This is a genomic window from Enterobacter pseudoroggenkampii, from assembly GCF_026420145.1.
Taxonomy (GTDB): Bacteria; Pseudomonadota; Gammaproteobacteria; order Enterobacterales; family Enterobacteriaceae; genus Enterobacter; species Enterobacter pseudoroggenkampii.
In genome coordinates this window covers 2,598,052-2,617,165 of the sequence record NZ_JAPMLV010000001.1, presented here as the reverse complement: position 1 = coordinate 2,617,165, position 19,114 = coordinate 2,598,052, and the positions used below count along the sequence as shown (strand labels likewise).

15 protein-coding genes are annotated in these 19,114 nt (G+C 57.3%); 6 read left to right on the top strand and 9 right to left on the bottom strand.

The features are described from left to right. Positions 1-9 precede the first annotated feature (9 nt). Positions 10-1,239: an MFS transporter gene (locus OTG14_RS12740; protein ID WP_267215151.1), complete on the bottom strand. Its 1,230-nt coding sequence runs from the start codon at positions 1,237-1,239 to the stop codon at positions 10-12. 97 nt (positions 1,240-1,336) lie between these two features. On the opposite strand from OTG14_RS12740, the gene OTG14_RS12735 reads away from it, so the two are divergent. Next, on the top strand, positions 1,337-2,227 hold the full coding sequence (locus tag OTG14_RS12735; RefSeq protein WP_267215150.1) for a LysR family transcriptional regulator: 891 nt from the start codon (positions 1,337-1,339) through the stop codon (positions 2,225-2,227). Here OTG14_RS12735 and OTG14_RS12730 read toward each other — a convergent pair. Further along, entirely contained in the window at positions 2,224-2,412 is a 189-nt protein-coding gene (locus OTG14_RS12730; RefSeq protein WP_021241815.1) for a YfgG family protein, read from the bottom strand. The two genes, OTG14_RS12735 and OTG14_RS12730, sit on opposite strands and share 4 nt — an antisense overlap. A 351-nt stretch (positions 2,413-2,763) precedes the next feature. On the opposite strand from OTG14_RS12730, the gene OTG14_RS12725 reads away from it, so the two are divergent. Beyond that, positions 2,764-5,004 (top strand): EAL domain-containing protein, encoded by a 2,241-nt coding sequence (locus OTG14_RS12725; RefSeq protein ID WP_148769808.1) that lies wholly within the window; start codon positions 2,764-2,766, stop codon positions 5,002-5,004. Between the two features lie 4 nt (positions 5,005-5,008). Here OTG14_RS12725 and ppx read toward each other — a convergent pair whose 3' ends face one another. From ppx to purM, 4 genes are all read right to left on the bottom strand, one after another. Next, complete coding sequence (gene ppx / locus OTG14_RS12720) at positions 5,009-6,547, bottom strand: exopolyphosphatase (RefSeq protein WP_024907553.1); 1,539 nt, start codon at positions 6,545-6,547, stop codon at positions 5,009-5,011. A 3-nt stretch (positions 6,548-6,550) separates the two neighbouring features. Beyond that, positions 6,551-8,611, bottom strand: a complete 2,061-nt coding sequence (gene ppk1, locus OTG14_RS12715) for a polyphosphate kinase 1 (RefSeq protein WP_024907554.1) — start codon at positions 8,609-8,611, stop codon at positions 6,551-6,553. Between the two features lie 207 nt (positions 8,612-8,818). Next, positions 8,819-9,460, bottom strand: a complete 642-nt coding sequence (purN, locus tag OTG14_RS12710) for a phosphoribosylglycinamide formyltransferase (protein ID WP_024907555.1) — start codon at positions 9,458-9,460, stop codon at positions 8,819-8,821. Beyond that, entirely contained in the window at positions 9,457-10,494 is a 1,038-nt protein-coding gene (gene purM / locus OTG14_RS12705; RefSeq protein WP_024907556.1) for a phosphoribosylformylglycinamidine cyclo-ligase, read from the bottom strand. The genes purN and purM overlap by 4 nt, the downstream gene beginning before the upstream one ends. Before the next feature lie 266 nt (positions 10,495-10,760). On the opposite strand from purM, the gene OTG14_RS12700 reads away from it, so the two are divergent. The 4 genes from OTG14_RS12700 to OTG14_RS12685 all read left to right on the top strand — a co-directional run bounded on the left by OTG14_RS12700 (position 10,761) and on the right by OTG14_RS12685 (position 15,212). After that, complete coding sequence (locus tag OTG14_RS12700) at positions 10,761-12,191, top strand: 6-phospho-beta-glucosidase (RefSeq protein WP_048991281.1); 1,431 nt, start codon at positions 10,761-10,763, stop codon at positions 12,189-12,191. Positions 12,192-12,406: 215 nt separating this feature from the next. Continuing rightward, positions 12,407-13,033, top strand: coding sequence for a uracil phosphoribosyltransferase (upp, locus tag OTG14_RS12695; protein ID WP_008501641.1), 627 nt, complete (start codon positions 12,407-12,409; stop codon positions 13,031-13,033). An 86-nt stretch (positions 13,034-13,119) separates the two neighbouring features. Next, entirely contained in the window at positions 13,120-14,415 is a 1,296-nt protein-coding gene (gene uraA / locus OTG14_RS12690; protein WP_267215149.1) for a uracil permease, read from the top strand. A gap of 95 nt (positions 14,416-14,510) precedes the next feature. After that, positions 14,511-15,212: a DnaA inactivator Hda gene (locus OTG14_RS12685; protein ID WP_166792068.1), complete on the top strand. Its 702-nt coding sequence runs from the start codon at positions 14,511-14,513 to the stop codon at positions 15,210-15,212. A 77-nt stretch (positions 15,213-15,289) separates the two neighbouring features. Here OTG14_RS12685 and OTG14_RS12680 read toward each other — a convergent pair whose 3' ends face one another. The 3 genes from OTG14_RS12680 to celB are packed head-to-tail and all read right to left on the bottom strand — an operon-like array spanning position 15,290 to position 18,987. Next, on the bottom strand, positions 15,290-16,708 hold the full coding sequence (locus tag OTG14_RS12680) for a leucyl aminopeptidase family protein (RefSeq protein ID WP_267215215.1): 1,419 nt from the start codon (positions 16,706-16,708) through the stop codon (positions 15,290-15,292). Beyond that, positions 16,708-17,664 carry a glycosylasparaginase gene (locus tag OTG14_RS12675; protein WP_267215148.1) on the bottom strand — a complete coding sequence of 319 codons (957 nt, stop codon included), beginning with the start codon at positions 17,662-17,664 and terminating at the stop codon, positions 16,708-16,710. Before OTG14_RS12675 ends, OTG14_RS12680 begins: the two co-directional genes overlap by 1 nt. A 3-nt stretch (positions 17,665-17,667) precedes the next feature. Next, positions 17,668-18,987: a PTS cellobiose transporter subunit IIC gene (celB, locus tag OTG14_RS12670; protein ID WP_024907562.1), complete on the bottom strand. Its 1,320-nt coding sequence runs from the start codon at positions 18,985-18,987 to the stop codon at positions 17,668-17,670. Positions 18,988-19,114: the final 127 nt, after the last annotated feature.

Here is a 19,114-nt window from a genome sequence, read left to right as displayed (position 1 = left end):
AAATCATTTTTATGTATCGGAGATATTTGTCGGAGGGGGCGTTTTGTACCCGTTTGTCACCGCGGCCCGCGGGATACAGTGCGATACACTTTGCCTTCCGGGACGGCGCACAATGGCTATCGCCAGCCCGGCAATCACCAGCGTCAGCCCCGTTGAAACCCACATTGCACCCGCGATCCCCAGCGTTTTATTCAGCCACGCATAGGCAAACGGCGAGGCTGCCGCCATCAGCTGGCCGGGGATAAGCAGCATGCCGGTGCGGCGGGCATAGCTTTCCGCGCTGAACAGTTCCAGCGGCAGCGTGGCTTTCACGATGGTGACCAGCCCGTTGATGGCGCCATAGCCCAGCACAAACCCGGCCGCACACCACACAAACAGAGCGCTGCTCAACCCCAGAAGAAAGCAGAGCGGCATGGCGAGCGCGGTAAAAAGCGTGAGTTTGAAGGGGGTTAAACGGGCACCCGCCAGCACTTCCAGCGAGCGGGCGCCCGTCTGGCCGATCCCCCACAGCATGCCGATGGCGACCGGCAGGCCGAAGTGGGCAATAAACTCCGGCAGATGGGTGGAGGTGCCGTTAGAGACAAAGGTGATGAGGGCAATGAAGGCGGCATAAAGCCAGCCGTTGCGCCGCTCGTTGTTCAGGGGCGGCGCGGCGACCTGTGTCGTTACCGTCAGCCGCTGACGGGGGAGCGTTCTTATCAGCGCCGCGCTCAGCAGGCCGAAGAGAGCATAGACGCGCAGCGCCTCCTGCCAGCTCATCACCTGAAGCAGAGCATCGCCCAGCGGCCAGAAGACGGCGGAGGCCAGCCCGCCCGCCAGCGTGACGCGGGAGATTGTTCTGCGCGCCTGCTGTCCGAAAAGATTCACCAGCGCGGCGAATAGCGCATCGTACAGCGACAGGCGCATTCCTACGCCGGTGACCAGCCAGGCGCAGTACCAGCCAAATAGCGTCTGGGTATACGCCATCCCTGCGCAGCTTGCGGCGATCAGCAGCGTGCCGCTCATCACCACCGTCTGGCCGCCAAAGCTTGCCAGCAGGCGGGCCACAAAGGGGGAAACCGCCGCCGTCACCAGCATCGCCAGCGTCAGGCCGAGGTAAATCTGCGGTGACGACCATCCCCGGTCGGCTGCAATGGCCAGCGCAAAGGTGCCGGGCATATAAAACGAGATCCCCCAGTTGATGAGTTGATTACATCCCGCCATGAGGGCGAGGCGGCGTGGCAGGGCAGGTGTTTCCATTATTTTTCATTCCGCTATGCAGTTGTCCTGAGCATAACGGGCGCGGTATTGTGCTGGCAGGGCCGTAACCTTATGCGCGGTATAAGAGAAACTTTGAATGACGACGCTTAATCTGGGCTATCTCGCCACCTTCCGTCTGGTGATCCAGCGCGGCAGCTTTTCAGCGGCAGCGGACGTGCTGGGCATTTCACAGCCCGCCGTCAGCCTGCAAATACGCCAGCTGGAGCAGTTTCTGCAAACGCGGCTGGTAGAGCGTACCGGGCGGGGGATTAAGGCGACGGCTGCCGGGCAGGCTTTGCTGACGCATGGGGAGCGTATTCAGCAGGCGGTGGATGACGCCATCCGGTCCGTGAGTGCGTTCAGTCACGACGTGAGCGGCACCATTACGCTTGGCACGGGGGCAACGGCCTGCATCCATCTTCTCCCGCCCCTGCTGGAGCAGCTGCGCCGCGACTATCCGCTCCTGAGCGTGGGGGTGACAACGGGCAACACCCTCGACATCGTCAGGGCCATCGAAGAGAACCGTCTCGATGTGGGTCTGGTCACGCTGCCGGTGAGCGGCAGAGCGCTGGACGTTATGCCGGTGATGGACGAAGAGTTTGTGTTTATCGCCTCGCGGGAGCAGCAGGATGTTTTCCGGGATTTCACGCCGGAGGCGCTGCACGCTCATCCGCTGATTGCCTTTGAATCAGGCAGCGGGACCCGGGCGCTGATCGACGGCTGGTTTGCAGCCAGTGGATTAGCAATCGCGCCGGTGATGCAGCTTGGCAGCATCGAGGCGATCAAACGCATGGTTCGCGCAGGGCTGGGCTACAGCATCGTGCCGCGCATGGCGGTGGAACAGGAGGTCGATCGCGAAGGGCTATGCGTGATGTCGCTGATGCCCATGCTGCAGCGGCAGCTGGCGGTGGTCATGCGGCAGGATAAAATCCTCAGCAAAGGGATCGCGGCCCTTATTCGGCTCGTGCAACAGCCTTCGGCGGTTTAGCGGTCAGCTGTGTCGACGGTCAGGCTGGACTGCTGCGACTGGGTTTTATCCTGATGGTGGTACCAGGCGCCAATCGAAGAGTAAACGAAGCGGCCAAAGAAAAACAGGAAGCTGATGAGCAGTATGATGCGGGTCATTCGGGTGTTAAATCGATGTCGTTTGCGCATACGCGTGACCTGACTCACTCTGTTTTTCCTGGGTAAGCCCTTTTGGGCGATAAGGATATTAAGGCACAGCGGGAAGATGGGGTCAATTCTGTGATGTGTAAATAACCGTCAATGTTTACATTAATTAATGTTATTGAGATTAATTAATACATTTACCATATTGATAATATGAAGAAAATAATTGTAGAAAAACGTCGCAAAACGTTATTTGCGTAAAGTAGTTTGATTTATGTCAACGGATTCCTGGCCCTGATATTTAAAATCCTTCCTCCACACTGTTCGCCCGGCACGCTGCCGGGCGGGACGTACGTCAGGTCGGATGCCTGTCTTTATTTCCCTCTGGAGCGATAGGGGTTTAACCGGGCATCTATGAACATTCTCGCTTTCCTGAAAAAAAATGAAAACCGCTGGTGGGCATTGCCGCTTATTTTACCGGTGGTTTTACTTCCCGTGCTGAGCATTGCGAATACGCTCACGCAGCTGGGCGACGGCATTGTGGCACTCTATTATTTACCCCTCTCATTTTTGCTTTCGCTGATGATGTTCTTTGGCCTGGAAGCGCTGCCCGGGATCGTATTGTCGCTGTTTATCCGCTATTACCCCTCGGTCGGGATGTTTGAAACCGTCGCCGGCGTGCTCCATTTTATCGTCCCTTTAGTGCTCAGCTGGGGCGGCTACCGGGTGTTTGCGCCCAGACGGAATATGACCGCGTACGGCGACATCCGGCTGATGGCGCAGCGCATCTTCTGGCAGGCCTTCTGCCCCGCGACGCTGTTTCTGTTGCTGTTTCAGTTTGCGGTGTATTTAGGCGTGTATGAGAGCCGCCAGAGCCTGGCGGGATTAAACCCTCTTAATATTCGCACGCTCATCAACTACCAGGCGCTGCTGGTCAGCGGACTGACGGGCGTGCCGCTGAGCTATCTGCTGATCCGCCTGATTCGTCATCCGCGCTATCTTAAAAGCCTTATCTCGCAGGTCCGTTCCCAGATAGACAAAAAGGTGACGATCGTTGAGTTTCTGGTGTGGGCAATCGCGCTTGGCGGGCTGCTTTCGCTGCTGCTGCTCCCGATGAATGAAAACAGCTCCATTTTTACCACTAACTACACCCTGTCGCTGCTGATGCCGGTGATGCTCTGGGGCGCGATGCGTTTTGGCTATAAGCTGGTGTCGCTGATCTGGATACCGGTGCTGCTGGTGTCTATTCACTATTTTTACCACTATATCCCGGTGAACCAGGGGTATGACATTCAGCTGGCGATCACCTCTTCCAGTTACCTGGTCTTCTCGTTTGTGGTGATTTATATGTCGATGCTGGCGACCCGGCAGCGCGCGGTGAACAAACGCTCCCGCAGGCTGGCGCTACTCGACCCGGTCGTCCATATGCCTAACCTGCGGGCGCTGTCGCGCGAACTGGCGAAAAACCCGTGGTCGGCGCTCTGCCTGCTGCGCATTCCGGAGCTGGAAATTCTGGGCCGAAATTATGGCGTGTTGCTGCGCATTCAGTACAAACAGCAGCTGGCGCAGTGGGTGAATGGCACGCTCCAGCCCAATGAGCAGGTGTATCACCTCACCGGGTATGACATGGCGGTACGGCTCAATGCGGAATCACACCAGCAGCGGATTGAAGCCCTGGACGAGCATATCAAACAGTTTCGCTTTGTCTGGGACGGGATGCCGCTGCAGCCGCAGGTGGGCGTGAGCTATTGCTATGTCCGGTCCCCGGTTAACCATCTTTATCTGGTGCTGGGCGAACTGGGCGTGGTTGCCGATCTGTCGCTCTCCTCCAACCATCCGGAAAATCTTCAGCAGCGTGGGGCCATCCATTTGCAGCGCAGCCTGAAGGATAAAGTCGCGATGATGAGCCGCCTGCAAAAGGCACTCGATAACGACGAATTCGCCCTGCTGGTTCAACCCGTTCGCGGCCTGCGTGGCGATCGCTATCACGAAGTTCTGCTGCGGATGCCGGATATCAACGGGCTATTGATCTCCCCCGACCAATTCCTGCCCGTCGCGCAGGAGTTTGGTCTCTCCTCGCGGGTGGATTTGTGGGTGCTGGAGCATACCCTGCGCTTCCTTGCAGCGCATCGCGAAACACTTCCCGGTCAGCGCTTTGCCATTAATCTGGCCCCGTCGACCGTGTGTCGGGTACAGTTCCCGCTTGAGGTAAGTCGCCTGCTGGCGAAATACGCCATTGAGCCGTGGCAGCTGATTTTTGAAGTGACGGAGTGCAGCACCTTCGGCAGCGGGGAGCAGGCGCTACACATCCTCCAGCAGTTGCAGAAAATGGGGGTACGCATTGCGATTGATGATTTTGGTACCGGGTATGCGAGCTATGCGCGGCTGAAAAGCGTGGATGCCGACATTCTCAAGATTGACGGCAGCTTTATCCGCAATATCGTCAATAACAGCCTGGATTATCAGATCGTAGCGTCTATCTGCCATCTGGCGCGCATGAAGAAGATGCTGGTGGTGGCTGAGTATGTCGAGACGGAAGAGATACGTAGCGCGGTTCACGCGCTAGGTATCGATTATGTGCAGGGCTATCTGATTGGCAGGCCGGCACCGCTTGAGTCACTGCTGGAAGCTGAGACGTCCTGCGCGGACGCCTGAGCCGTTACGCGGCGACGTCGGCGCTCTCTTCTTCAATTTTGAGCAGCCAGCCGGTGACCGCTTCCCAGTACTGCTGCTCTTTTTCCAGGTCCAGCAGGACCAGCGCGTTCTGGCTGAACCAGTCGTGCGGGAAGCTCAGCGTCCAGTGATGATCGTCAGTTTTAAGCTTCAGCGTGGGCGGCGTGGTGGTGGCCTGGCGCTGGTTATTGAGCAGCACGCCCAGGCGCAGCAGCTGAATAAGCGGCAGGAACTGCTTCTTCTTAAACAGCGTGAAGCGCGGCAGATCGTCGAGCTTGATGGCTTTGCGGTGATAACGCACCAGGGTCGCCATCATGGTTTGCTGCTCCTGGTTGAAGCCGGGCAGATCGCTGTTTTGCAGAATGTAGGCCGAATGACGGTGCATCCCGCTATGGTTGATGTTCAGCCCCACCTCATGGAGCATCGCGGCCCATTTTAACAGCGCGGCAAGCTGCGGGTGCGCGAGCTTCGGATTCTGCTCTTCCCACTGCTCGTACATCTGCACCGTGGTGTCCAGCACGCGCTTCGCCTGCTCGCGGTCGATGTTGTACTGGTTAGCCAGGCTTTGCGCGGTGCGGCTGCGAATATCCTGATGGCGGAAGCGGCCTTCCATTTCGTACAGCACGCCTTCGCGCAGCGCGCCGTCGGAAAGGCGCAGCTCTTTAATGGCGAGGGCATCAAACACGCCGCAGAGGATGGCCAGCCCCGGCACGAAGACCGCCTTACGCTCGTCGGAAAGACCCGGCAGGCTCAGGGCGTCGAAGCTTTTATGCTTCAGCACTTCTTCTGTCAGCAATGTCAGGCGTTCAGGCGTGATAAACCCGTCTTTTTCACCCATCGCCAGCAGCACTTCATGCGCCGCTTTGATGGTGCCTGACGCGCCCAGCGCCACGTTCCAGCCCTGAATTCGGTACTGCCAGGCCAGGTTTTCCAGTTTCTGGACGGCCGCCATACGCGCACGCTGGAAGTTCTCGCGGGTGATGGTGCCGCCCGGGAAATACATCTGCGCGAAGCTGACGCAGCCCATACGGCGGCTTTCCACCAGGCGTGGCTCAAAGTCTTCGCCGATCACCAGCTCCGTTGAGCCGCCGCCGATATCGATAACCAGCTTGCGCCCTTTTTCCGGCTGGGTGTGCTCAACGCCCATGAAAATCAGACGCGCTTCCTCGTTGCCGGAGATGATCTCAATCGGGTAGGGGATCACTTTTTCGGCCCGTTTGAGAAACTCCGGCGCGTTCAGCGCCTGGCGCAGGGTGTGGGTGCCCACGATGCACACGCTGGAGGGCGAGAAGCCCTGCAGGCGTTCAGCAAACAGCGACAGGCAGTTTAACCCACGCTCCATTGCCTCTTCGCTGAGCATGCTGCGTTCATCAAGGCCATCCGCCAGGTGTACCCGCTGCTTCAGACGACCGATGATCTGCAGTGCGCCATCCACCTCACGGGCGATGACCATGTGGAAACTGTTAGAGCCAAGATCGACCGCGGCGAATTCCTGCGGGCGTGGGGTCTTATCATTTATCGGCATAGGTTAATCGGGTTGCTCGAGTGATTTGATATAGTCGTAAATCGCCAGTTGCGACCGCACTTTGCGGCGGTTGCCGCGCGGTACATAGCGGTTACTGAGTTCTTTGTCGATATAGCGTGCTTTCACGGTATCGCTGAACAGAATCTCGATGATGTCGAGGATCTGCTGCTTCAGGCGCGGATCCAGCAGCGGTGCCGCGACTTCAATTCGGTAGTCAATATTGCGCGTCATCCAGTCTGCCGATGAGAGATAGACCTGTTTATCACCCGCATTATCGAAAATATAGACGCGATCGTGTTCCAGGTAGCGGTCAACAATGCTGATCACGCGAATATTGTCGCTGATGCCTTCCAGTTCCGGGATCAGCGAGCACATACCTCGGATCAGCAGATTAACCGGCACGCCGGAGCTGGACGCCGCGTACAGCCTGTCCACCAGCCCTTTATCAACCAGGTTGTTAAGCTTCAGCGTGATGCCGGACGACAGCCCTTTCTGGGCATTGGCGATCTCTTTATCGATCATATCGTACAGCAGACGGCGCGAGTTCTGCGGCGAGACCAGCAGATAGTCAAAGTTCACCGGACGGTACGGGTTCTCAATAAAGTTAAAGACCCGGCGCACTTCGTTAGTGATGCGGGCATCGGCAGTCAGCAGCGAGTAGTCGGTATAGATTCGCGCCGTTTTCTCGTTAAAGTTCCCGGTACCGATGTGGGCATAACGCACCACCTCGTCGCCCTCTTTACGGGAGATGAGGAACAGCTTGGCGTGAATTTTTAGCCCTGGCGCAGAGAAGATGACGTGCACACCGGCTTCCGTCAGACGACGCGCCCAGTGAATGTTCGCCTCTTCGTCGAAGCGCGCCTGCAGCTCAACCACCACGGTGACTTTTTTGGCGTTGTGCGCCGCATGGATCATCGCGTCGATGATGCGGGAATCTTTTGCCACGCGGTAGATGTTGATTTTGATCGCCAGCACGCTCGGGTCGAACGAGGCCTGACGCAGCAGCTCAAGCACGTGCTCGAAGGTGTGGTACGGATAGTAGAGCAGGACATCGCGTTCGCGGATGGCGTCGAATCCGTTGCGGAATTTATCGAACCACAGATGGCGCAGGCGCGGCAGCGGCTTGTTCACCAGATTGGCTTTGCCGACGTTCGGGAAACCAATAAAATCTTTAAAGTTGTGGTAACGACCACCCGGTACGATGGAGTCATAGCGCGAAATGGTCAGTTTCTCGCGCAGCATTTCCACCATGGCGTCCGGCATATCGCGCTGATAGACAAAGCGTACCGGCTCGGCCGTCAGGCGCTGTTTCAGGCTGGACGACATCAGCTCCATCAGGCTGGCTTCCATCTCGTGCACCAGGTCATATTCGGCGTCACGGGTCATCTTCATCGAGTAGGCGTTTAACGCATCGTAATCGAAGAAGCCTTTGAAGATATCGTCCAGACAGTAGCGCAGGATGTTATCGAGCAGGATCATCGGCTTGCGTCTGCGCGGGGTTTCCGGCGGCAGGTTCACAAAGCGCGGCACTTTGTCGGACGGGATCTCCAGCAGCGCGTAGCGGATGGATTCACCGCGAATAATTTCCACAGCCAGATAGGTGTAGTCATCTTTCAGGAACTGCACCAGATCGGTTTCGCGGTTGATGAGAATCGGGGTAATGTGCTGGCGCAGGTACTGTTTAAAATAGTGGCGCAGCCAGTTTTGTTGGTTAACGGAAAGCTGACGTTCGTTAATCAGGAAGATTTGATTACGCGCCATCTCCAGCAGCAGTTCGTTATACAGGCCGTCAAATTCCTGATCGGCTTTCAACACGCGGGACTGGATTTTGCCCAGCAGGTGCCGCGAGTGCGAGTTTAGGCCCTGTTCTTCGCTGATGATGATGCGTCTTTTCAGCTCGGCAAAGCGAACCTTGTAGAACTCATCCAGGTTGTTGGAATAGATGCCCAAAAAACGCATGCGCTCGATCAGCGGGTTACTTTTGTCTGCCGCTTCCTGGAGTACACGTTCGTTAAATGCTAACCAGCTTAGCTCTTTCTCGATATATAACTTTTCCTGACCCATTACAGCTCACACTCCAGTTCAATCACAGGACGTGGTAAATCCGTCTCGTCCTTATTATGGCGAGCATTTCCACGATATGTCCAACAGTGCCAGAAAAGTATGACAGTTATTTTTTTTGTTGGGGATTTTAGAAGGTTGGAGAAGGGGATATCGGGTAATGCAATGAACAGGTCGGGTAAGCGCAGCTGCGCTACCCGACATAACAAACTACTCTTCGGCAGCATGACCCTGCGGGGGTAACTTCACGCCATCCAGCCAGGCTGCGCCGTCGCGCATTTCGAGACGCCCGTCGACAAACCAGCTTACCACCAGCGGGTAAATGGCGTGCTCCTGGGTCTGCACACGTTCGGTCACGTCTTCTTCGCTATCGCCGTCAAAGACCGGGACTTTAGCCTGCAGGATCACCGGACCGCCGTCCAGCTCGTCGGTAACGAAATGCACGGAGGTGCCGTGCTCCTCATCGCCGTTTTCCAGGACCTGACGATGGGTGTGCAGGCCGGGATATTTCGGCAGAAGAGAAGGGTGGATATTCAGCAGACGTCCGGCGAAGTGTTCTACAAAAGCCGGGCTCAGAATACGCATATAGCCCGCCAGTACGACCACGTCCGGTGCGTAGGCATCAATCTCCTGCACCAGCTCGCGGTCAAAGGCTTCACGCCCGGCGAACTGGCTGGCTTCCAGCGCGTGCGCAGGGATGTTCGCTTCCCGCGCGCGCTCAAGGCCGAACGCGTCGGCCTTGTTGCTGAAAACTGCCCGAATGGTGCCATTGATTTTCTTCTGTTTGCAGGCGTCAATTATCGCCTGCAAATTGCTTCCGTTGCCGGAAATGAGCACCACGATGTTTTTCATTCAATGACCACACGCTGTTCGGAATCGGAGGCTTTAATCGTACCGATTTTCCACGCGTTTTCACCTTTTTCAGTCAGCAGCTTGACCGCTTTATCCGCTTCGCTTGCCGGCAGGGCGATAACCATGCCCACGCCGCAGTTAAAGGTGCGGTACATTTCGTGGGAGCTCACGTTGCCTGCGGTCTGCAGCCAGTTAAACACGGCTGGCCACTGCCATGAGGATTCGTCGATCACCGCCTGGGTGTTGTCCGGCAGGACGCGCGGGATGTTTTCCCAGAAGCCGCCGCCGGTCAGGTGAGCGATAGCGTGAACGTCGACGTTCTCGATAAGCTCAAGCACGTTTTTCACGTAGATGCGGGTCGGGGCCAGCAGATGGTCAGCCAGCGGTTTACCGTCAAGCTCGGTCGTCAGCGGGTCACAGCCGCTCACTTCGATGATTTTACGCACCAGGGAGTAGCCGTTGGAGTGCGGGCCGCTGGAGGCCAGCGCGATCAGCACATCGCCATCGGCCACTTTGCTGCCGTCGATAATTTCTGATTTTTCTACTACACCGACGCAGAAGCCCGCGACGTCATAATCTTCGCCGTGATACATGCCCGGCATTTCCGCGGTTTCACCGCCAACCAGCGCACAGCCAGACTGCAGGCACCCTTCGGCGATACCGTTGATCACGCTTGCCGCGGTATCTACGTCCAGTTTGCCGGTCGCGTAGTAATCGAGGAAGAACAGCGGCTCTGCGCCCTGAACCACCAGGTCATTCACGCACATCGCGACCAGATCGATACCGATCGTGTCGTGACGCTTTAAATCCATCGCCAGGCGCAGTTTAGTGCCTACACCGTCAGTTCCCGAGACCAGAACAGGTTCACGATATTTTTGCGGCAGCGCGCACAGTGCGCCGAATCCACCCAGACCACCCATCACTTCCGGGCGGCGGGTTTTTTTCACCACACCTTTGATTCGGTCAACCAGCGCATTACCTGCGTCAATATCAACACCGGCATCTTTGTAGCTGAGAGAAGTTTTGTTGGTCACGGCTTAAATCCCCACGCGATTGCATAGCTAGTAAGAAAAATCGGCGCAATTCTAACAGTCCAGGCAAACGTTTGCGAGCCTATTCTGGACGTAGGGATCTTTTTTTACGCGCAGCCTGCCAGTGCGCCCAAACTTGCGTCTGTTCACGAAAATGAAACCGGTTTCGGTATTCTCCTTGCAACCCGAAACGGCTTTGCACATCATTCAACTGAAACCGGTTTCTGTAATTGTTTTTGCAGAAAATAACGCAGAATGAGGGAAAGTGAATGTCAGGATTTAAAGCAGATTTTCTGTGGGGCGGTGCGGTTGCGGCGCACCAGCTCGAAGGCGGCTGGAAAGAGGGAGGCAAGGGGGTGAGTGTGGCCGATGTGATGACCGCAGGTGCGCACGGCGTGCCGCGTGAAATCACCAACGGCGTGCTGGACGGGAAAAACTACCCTAACCATGAAGCCATCGATTTCTATCACCGCTATAAAGAAGACATCAAACTCTTTGCCGAGATGGGGTTCAAATGCTTCCGCACCTCTATTGCCTGGACGCGGATTTTCCCGAAAGGCGACGAGCTTGAGCCGAACGAGGCAGGCCTGAAATTCTATGACGACCTGTTCGACGAGTGTCTGAAGCACGGCATCGAACCGGTTATTACCCTGTCTCACTTCGAGATGCCGTTCCATCTGGTCACGGAATACGGCGGCTGGCGCAATCGTAAGCTGATCGACTTCTTCGTTCGTTTTGCAAAAGTGGTTTTCCAGCGCTATCAGCACAAGGTGAAGTACTGGATGACCTTTAACGAGATCAACAACCAGGCCAACTTCCACGAAGACTTTGCCCCATTCACCAACTCGGGGCTGAAGTACGCGCCGGGCGAAGATCGCGAGCCGGTAATGTTCCAGGCCGCGCACTATGAGCTGGTGGCCAGCGCGCTGGCGGTGAAGGCGGGGCGCGAGATTAACCCGTCCCTGCAGATCGGCTGCATGATTGCCATGTGTCCTATCTATCCACTGACCTGCGCGCCGGACGATATGATGATGGCGATGAATGCCATGCACCGCCGCTACTGGTTCACCGACGTGCACGTGCGCGGCAAGTACCCGCAGCATCTGCTCAACTACTTCGAACGTCGCGGCTTCGCGCTGGATATTACCGAAGAAGATAAAGCGGCGCTGACGCAGGGCTGCGTGGACTACATCGGGTTTAGCTATTATATGTCCTTCGCCACCAAGGCGACGGCGGACAACCCGCAGTTGGATTACGACGAGAGCAAGAGCCTGGTCTCTAACCCGTACGTGCAAAAATCCGACTGGGGCTGGCAGATTGACCCGGTGGGGCTGCGCTACTCCCTCAACTGGTTCTGGGATCACTACCAGCTGCCGCTGTTTATCGTTGAGAACGGCTTTGGCGCAATCGACGTGCAGGAGAGCGACGGCACGGTGAACGACCAGTACCGCATTGACTACCTGGCCGCTCACATCCGCGAGATGAAAAAAGCGGTGGTGGAAGATGGTGTAGACCTGATGGGCTATACCCCGTGGGGCTGTATCGACCTGGTGTCTGCCGGTACCGGTGAAATGAAAAAACGCTACGGCTTTATCTTTGTCGATAAAGACAACGAAGGCAACGGCACGCTGAACCGCAGCAAGAAGAAGTCGTTCGACTGGTATAAGCAGGTGATTGCGAGCAACGGGGATAACCTGTAATTGTCGGGTGGCGCTAACGCTTACCCGACCTACAATACACGTAGGCCCGCGTAAGCGCAGCGCCACCGGGCAGAACCCGCACCCAAGCCGGAACTCAGCCTCCGGCTTTTTTGTCTTTGCTTGATCCCTGTCAAGCAACATGGGTATGGCCTAATCCGAAAAAAGCGGTATAATCCCGCGATTTTTTTGCGGATGCCATTCAGAGGAGAAAGAGAATGAAGATTGTGGAAGTGAAACACCCACTCGTTAAACACAAGTTGGGCCTGATGCGTGAGCATGACATCAGCACGAAGCGTTTTCGCGAACTGGCCTCTGAAGTCGGCAGCCTGCTGACCTACGAAGCGACCTCCGATCTGGAAACGGAAAAAGTCACCATCGAAGGCTGGAACGGCCCGGTGCAGGTTGAGCAGATCAAAGGTAAGAAAATTACCGTTGTGCCAATCCTGCGTGCCGGTCTCGGCATGATGGAAGGCGTGCTGGAGCACGTGCCAAGCGCGCGCATCAGCGTGGTCGGGATCTACCGTAACGAAGAAACCCTCGAGCCGGTTCCTTACTTCCAGAAGCTGGTGTCCAACATCGACGAGCGTATGGCGCTGGTGGTTGACCCGATGCTGGCAACCGGCGGTTCAATGATTGCCACCATCGACCTACTGAAAAAAGCGGGCTGCAGCAGCATTAAAGTGCTGGTGCTGGTTGCGGCACCGGAAGGGATCGCGGCGCTGGAAAAAGCGCACCCGGACGTTGAGCTGTATACCGCCTCTATCGACCAGGGCCTGAACGAGCACGGGTACATCATCCCGGGGCTCGGCGATGCCGGCGATAAGATCTTTGGTACGAAATAATCGAATAACGATAAATAAGCCGACTTTGATAGTCGGCTTTTTTTTGAATAAAACACCAACAACGATACTACTCAGAGGAAAACACTATGACGCGCCGTGCTATCGGGGTGAGTGAAAGACCGCCGCTTTTACAGACTATCCCGCTTAGTTTGCAGCACCTGTTCGCCATGTTTGGCGCAACCGTGCTGGTGCCAATCCTGTTCCACATTAACCCGGCTACCGTGCTGCTGTTCAACGGCATCGGTACGCTGCTGTACCTCTTCATCTGTAAAGGCAAAATTCCGGCGTATCTCGGGTCGAGCTTCGCCTTTATCTCGCCGGTGTTGCTGTTGCTGCCGCTGCCGCTGGGTTATGAGGTCGCGCTGGGCGGCTTTATCATGTGTGGCGTGCTGTTCTGCCTGGTCTCCTTCATTGTGAAGAAAGCCGGTACCGGCTGGCTGGACGTGATGTTCCCCCCTGCGGCGATGGGCGCCATCGTGGCCGTCATCGGTCTCGAACTGGCGGGCGTCGCGGCGAATATGGCCGGTCTGCTGCCTGCTGACGGCCAGTCACCGGATTCCAAAACCATTATCATCTCGCTGGTGACCCTGGGCGTAACGGTGTTTGGTTCCGTGCTGTTCCGCGGCTTTATGGCGATTATCCCGATCCTGATCGGCGTGCTGGCGGGCTACGCGCTCTCCTTCGTGATGGGCGTGGTGGATACCACCCCGATTGCCGAGGCGCACTGGTTCGCGCTGCCAACCTTCTACACGCCGCGCTTCGAATGGTTTGCGATTTTCACCATTCTGCCTGCGGCGCTGGTGGTGATTGCGGAGCACGTCGGCCACCTGGTGGTAACGGCGAACATCGTTAAGCGCGATTTAATCCGCGACCCGGGTCTGCACCGCTCCATGTTTGCGAACGGTTTCTCCACCATCATCTCCGGTTTCTTTGGTTCTACGCCAAACACCACCTACGGTGAAAACATCGGCGTGATGGCGATTACCCGCGTCTACAGCACCTGGGTTATCGGCGGCGCGGCGATCATCGCCATTCTGCTCTCCTGCGTCGGCAAGCTGGCGGCAGCGATTCAGATCATCCCGGTTCCGGTGATGGGCGGCGTTTCTCTGCTGCTGTACGGCGTGATCGGTGCCTCCGGTATTCGCGTGCTGATTGAATCCAAAGTGGATTACAGCAAGGCGCAGAACCTGATCCTGACCTCGGTGATCCTGATTATCGGCGTCAGCGGTGCGAAGGTGCACATTGGTGCGGCCGAGCTGAAAGGCATGGCGCTGGCGACCATCGTCGGCGTGGGCCTGAGCCTGATTTTCAAGCTGATCTCGGTAATTCGCCCGGAAGAACAAATTCTGGACGCGGACGACAGCGAAAAAGCACCACATTGATCCTTTAACCGGGTGGACGATCCGCCCGGTTCTCTCCTTGCAGGTTCCGTGCTAAACTCCGTTCCGATTTTATGTAAGATCTGGTTGAGGTACTTCTGAACGGACCGGCACAGCTCTCTCTGCCACTCTATCTCCCTGACGACGAAACTTTCGCGAGTTTCTGGCCGGGTGATAACCCCTCTTTACTGGCTGCACTGCAAAACGTGCTGCGCCAGGAACACAGCGGATACATCTATATCTGGTCACGCGAAGGCGCGGGGCGCAGCCACCTGCTGCATGCCGCCTGCGCGGAGCTTTCGGCGCGCGGCGATGCGGTAGGCTACGTGCCGCTGGATAAACGTACCTGGTTCGTGCCTGAGGTGCTTGAGGGAATGGAACATCTTTCGCTGGTGTGCATTGATAATATCGAATGCGTGGCGGGGGATGAGCCGTGGGAAATGGCGATCTTTAACCTCTACAACCGCATTCTGGAATCGGGGAAAACCCGGCTGCTGATTACCGGCGATCGTCCGCCTCGCCAGCTGAATCTGGGACTGCCGGATCTGGCGTCTCGCCTGGACTGGGGGCAAATCTACAAGCTTCAGCCACTGTCGGATGAAGATAAGCTTCAGGCGTTACAACTGCGTGCAAAGCAGCGCGGGTTTGAGCTGCCGGAGGACGTAGGGCGCTTCCTGCTGAAGCGTCTGGATCGCGAAATGCGCACCCTGTTTGATACGCTCGATCAGCTCGATCGCGCCTCCATTACTGCCCAGCGCAAGCTGACCATTCCGTTTGTGAAAGATATTCTCAAGCTTTGAGTTTGTTCGCCCGGTGTACCGCGCCTACGAAAACCTGCCGCACTTTGTAGGCCGGGTAAGGCGCAGCCGCCACCCGGCTAAAGATCCCCCATTAGATGCTCAACCAGCAGTGGAATCGGTCTTCCCGACGCCACGCTCCGTCCGTTTTCACGCCACAGCGCCGTACCGCTGATGTCCAGATGCGCCCACGGAATTGTCGGCGGGCAGAAGTAATGGAGCAGCCACGCAGCCGAGGCGCTGATCGCCGCATTGTTGGTCGGCGTGTTGCACAGATCGGCAATCGCGCTGTCGGTCTGCTTTTTCAGCCGCGCATCCAGCGGCAGGGACCACACTTCATCGCCGCTCTGCTTACCCGCCAGCGTCAGCGCCGCGCGCAGCGGTTCATCCTGCGTCATCAGCCCGCTCAGCTCATACCCCAGCGCCTTCACGACCGCACCGGTTAAGGTGGCCATATCAATGATATAGCGCGCCTGCGGATGCCGCTGGCTGGCCCAGGCGATGGCGTCCGCCAGCACCAGTCGGCCTTCGGCATCGGTGTTGTTGATTTCAACGGTGATCCCGTTGCAGGCCGTTGCTACCGTGCCGGGCTGCATGGCGTCCGGGCCGATGGCGTTTTCTGCCAGCGCCAGCACGCCCATAATGCGTACGGGCAGCGCCAGCTCTGCGACGGTCAGCATCAGGCCCAGCACGTTAGCCGCACCGCACATGTCGTATTTCATGGTGTACATGCCCGCGCCTTCCTTCAGCCACAGGCCGCCGGTATCAAAGGTAATGCCTTTACCCACATAGCAGCGCACCGGGCCGTCGTTGACACCGTCATAATGAATCGCCAGCAGGCGCGGCGGACAGGTCGCCCCTTTGCCGACGGCGTGCAGCAGCCCCAGACCGTCCTCAACGATTTGCTTTTCATTCAGCACTTCGCACCGCAGTGCAGGGAAGGCGGCACACAGTTTTTGCGCCTCTTCCACCACAAACTGCGGCGTGCATTGGTCGGACGGGGTATCCGCCAGACGTCGCGCCGCGACCATGCCGTGGGCGATGGCCTGCTGCTGGCGGAAAATAACCGCCAGTCGCTCCTGCTGTTTGGGTAAGCAGAGCGCGGTGATGCGCTCAAGACGGACGCTGTCACTGGTTTTCTTCAACTGCAAATCGCTTAGCCTGTGCGCCTGATTAAAGAGAAAACGCAGCACCTGCGCCAGCACCACATCGTCAATATCAGTCACGTCCAGTATCAGCTCGGGACTGACGGGCGAGGCCAGCAGCGGGCGCAGCGCCGTCAGTAATTCTTCGGTTAGGCTATCCTGCCAGAGCGCATCGGGCAGCAGGGTGATCCGGGCAAACGGGGCGCAGCCAAATCGGGTGTCAGCGACGCTGGCAGACTCGCGCATTTCCGCGACAAGCGCCGTTTCGGGCAAATGCGTACAGGAGGCGGAGGCAATCAAATGGCTCTGCGGCTTCGCGTCGGAAAGCGCGGTGATAAACTGATACGTAATCATCATGACTCCTCAATCGGCGCGCGGATCCGCGCGGCATAGGCCTGCATCCACTCATCGTCTACCGCGTGATAATGTGTTTTCTCCCGCAGGCGTTCGGTACGAAAAACGGTGAGGGGCTGGCGAGCCGTCGCCACCACGAACGAAAAGGTTTTGATGTTGGTAGCGGCACCAAATTCGCCCCTGTTGTTCATGCACACCACGGAGAGATCGCCCACGCGGCCAAAGCGCGACATCAGCTTGTCCTCCAGTTCGAACACCACCGAATCCGCCGCCTGCTGCGGCGTCATACCCTGCGCCATGCGGCGAACGATTTCGTAACTGGTGCAGCCTTTCATCAGATCTTCACCGACGCCCGTGGCGGTGGCGGCGCCGGTTTCGCTGTCACAGTAAAAGCCGGAGCCGATAATGGGCGAATCCCCGAGTCGACCGCGTTTTTTCATGAACAGGCCGCTGGTGGAGGTGGCGACGCTCATTGAGCCCTGTTTATCGAGGCCGATAATGCCGACGGTGTCATGTCCGTCGTAAGGGCTTAAGCCCTTATCCAGCGTTTCGCGGCAGCGTTTGCGGTAGTGCTGCATGGCGCGGTCAGTGGGCATGGTTTTGTCGGCAAAGCCCTGGCTCAGCGCCCATTCCCTCGCGCCCTGGCCGACCAGCAGGCTGTTGTAGCGCTGGCGGCTTAACGCATGCGCCACGCGCACCGGGTTGGCGATATCCACCAGGTTGCCCACGGCACCAAACGCCAGCGTGTCGCCGTCCATATAGGCGGCGTCCAGCTCCACCTCGCCATTTTCGGTGGGCAGCCCGCCGTAGCCGACGGATTTATAAAACGGAAAGTCTTCGACGGCGGCGACGGCATCCACCACCGCTGCCGAGACCGGTTTCCCCGCAGCCAGCGCAGATGCAGACTCGGTGACGCCTTCAAGCGCCATTCGCCAGGTCGCGATAATTCCCCACATGCGTTACTCCTGTTTTGCAAGGGTGGTGTCGGTTTGCGTAACGGTGGCCATTTCCGCCGCGCGGTACTGTTTGTCCACGATACGCATAAAAGGCAGATACAGCATGGCGCCAATCAGCAGGTTGATAAGCTGCATCACGCTGCCGCTCAGGTGACCGGTGACGATAAAACCGCTGATGACCGGCGGCAGCGTCCAGGGAATAAACACCCCGGTGGTGACGGCAACCGCGCCAATCTTCATCGCCGCATACTGCACGGTGACCAGCACCAGCGGCACCAGGTTGAACGGGATAAGCATGATCGGGTTCATGATCACCGGCAGGCCAAACAGGATCGGTTCGTTGATGTTAAACACCGATGCCCCGGCGCCGAGGCGCGCCACTTCACGCATGTTTTTGCTGCGGGCGAAAATCAGCATTGCAATCACCAGCGACAGCGTGGCCCCCGCGCCGCCCATCCAGATCATGTCAAAAAACTGTTCGGTGATAATGTGCGGCGGCGTCGTGCCTGCCTGAATCGCGGCGATGTTGTCGGTCTGGTTCTCCATCCACAGCGGTCGAATGATGCCGTTGATCATCGAGCCGGAGTTAATGCCCACGGACCACAGAATGGTGATGCTGAACACCGTCATCAGCGCGCCAAAGTATGAGGTGCCATAGTGGCGCACCGGCGTGGCAACCACTTCGTAAATAAACTGGTGGATGGTGTTGTAGTGGGTGTTTTCAAACACGATGCGGATACCCAGCACCAGAATCATCACCAGCAGGGCCGGGATCAGCGCGGCGAACGACTCCTGCACCGCCGGAGGCACGCCGTCCGGCATTTTGATCACCAGTTTTTTGCGCTTGAGCCAGCAGAACAGCTCCGTCCAGAGCAGAGAACCAATCATCGCCACGAACAGCCCTTTGCTGCCAATCCACTCCACTGGAATGACGGTGATACCGCCGTTCTCCGCCACTTTGATAAAGGGCGTCAGGATGAGAAAGGCGACCAGCGCCAGGATGCCGCAGGAGATGCGATCCTCGCCATAGTGTTCCGCCAGGCGGAAGGCGACCAGGAAGCTGATGAACAGCGACATGGTGGAGAACACCGCGTTGAACGGGATTTCGATAATGGCGCTCCAGCTCTCACCAAAGGCCTGAGACATAAACTGCTGATAGGCTTGATTCGGGAACGACGAGATCACCAGCAGAATAGAGCCGACGATGATAAACGGCATGAAGGAGACGTAGGCGCCGCGAATGGCCCCGAGATGCCGCTGCTGGGCCGTTTTGGCCGCCAGCGGCATCAGTTTTGCTTCAAGAAATCCCAGAACATTGTTCATTGTGAACTCCGTACAAGATTGAGGGGTGTTGTTTGTGTTATGTCTGAGGATTATCAGTGAAGCGTGGTGAGCGAAAGGTGAAATCGGTCACAAAGCAATCGCTGGTATAGTATAAATCTCACAAGAT

Coding starts and splice junctions, on each gene's coding strand:
- OTG14_RS12740 (WP_267215151.1), bottom strand. CDS start 1,239: ATGGAAACACCTGCCCTGCCACGCCGCCTCGCCCTCATGGCGGGATGT.
- OTG14_RS12735 (WP_267215150.1), top strand. CDS start 1,337: ATGACGACGCTTAATCTGGGCTATCTCGCCACCTTCCGTCTGGTGATC.
- OTG14_RS12725 (WP_148769808.1), top strand. CDS start 2,764: ATGAACATTCTCGCTTTCCTGAAAAAAAATGAAAACCGCTGGTGGGCA.
- ppx (WP_024907553.1), bottom strand. CDS start 6,547: ATGCCGATAAATGATAAGACCCCACGCCCGCAGGAATTCGCCGCGGTC.
- ppk1 (WP_024907554.1), bottom strand. CDS start 8,611: ATGGGTCAGGAAAAGTTATATATCGAGAAAGAGCTAAGCTGGTTAGCA.
- purN (WP_024907555.1), bottom strand. CDS start 9,460: ATGAAAAACATCGTGGTGCTCATTTCCGGCAACGGAAGCAATTTGCAG.
- OTG14_RS12700 (WP_048991281.1), top strand. CDS start 10,761: ATGTCAGGATTTAAAGCAGATTTTCTGTGGGGCGGTGCGGTTGCGGCG.
- upp (WP_008501641.1), top strand. CDS start 12,407: ATGAAGATTGTGGAAGTGAAACACCCACTCGTTAAACACAAGTTGGGC.
- uraA (WP_267215149.1), top strand. CDS start 13,120: ATGACGCGCCGTGCTATCGGGGTGAGTGAAAGACCGCCGCTTTTACAG.
- OTG14_RS12680 (WP_267215215.1), bottom strand. CDS start 16,708: ATGATTACGTATCAGTTTATCACCGCGCTTTCCGACGCGAAGCCGCAG.
- OTG14_RS12675 (WP_267215148.1), bottom strand. CDS start 17,664: ATGTGGGGAATTATCGCGACCTGGCGAATGGCGCTTGAAGGCGTCACC.
- celB (WP_024907562.1), bottom strand. CDS start 18,987: ATGAACAATGTTCTGGGATTTCTTGAAGCAAAACTGATGCCGCTGGCG.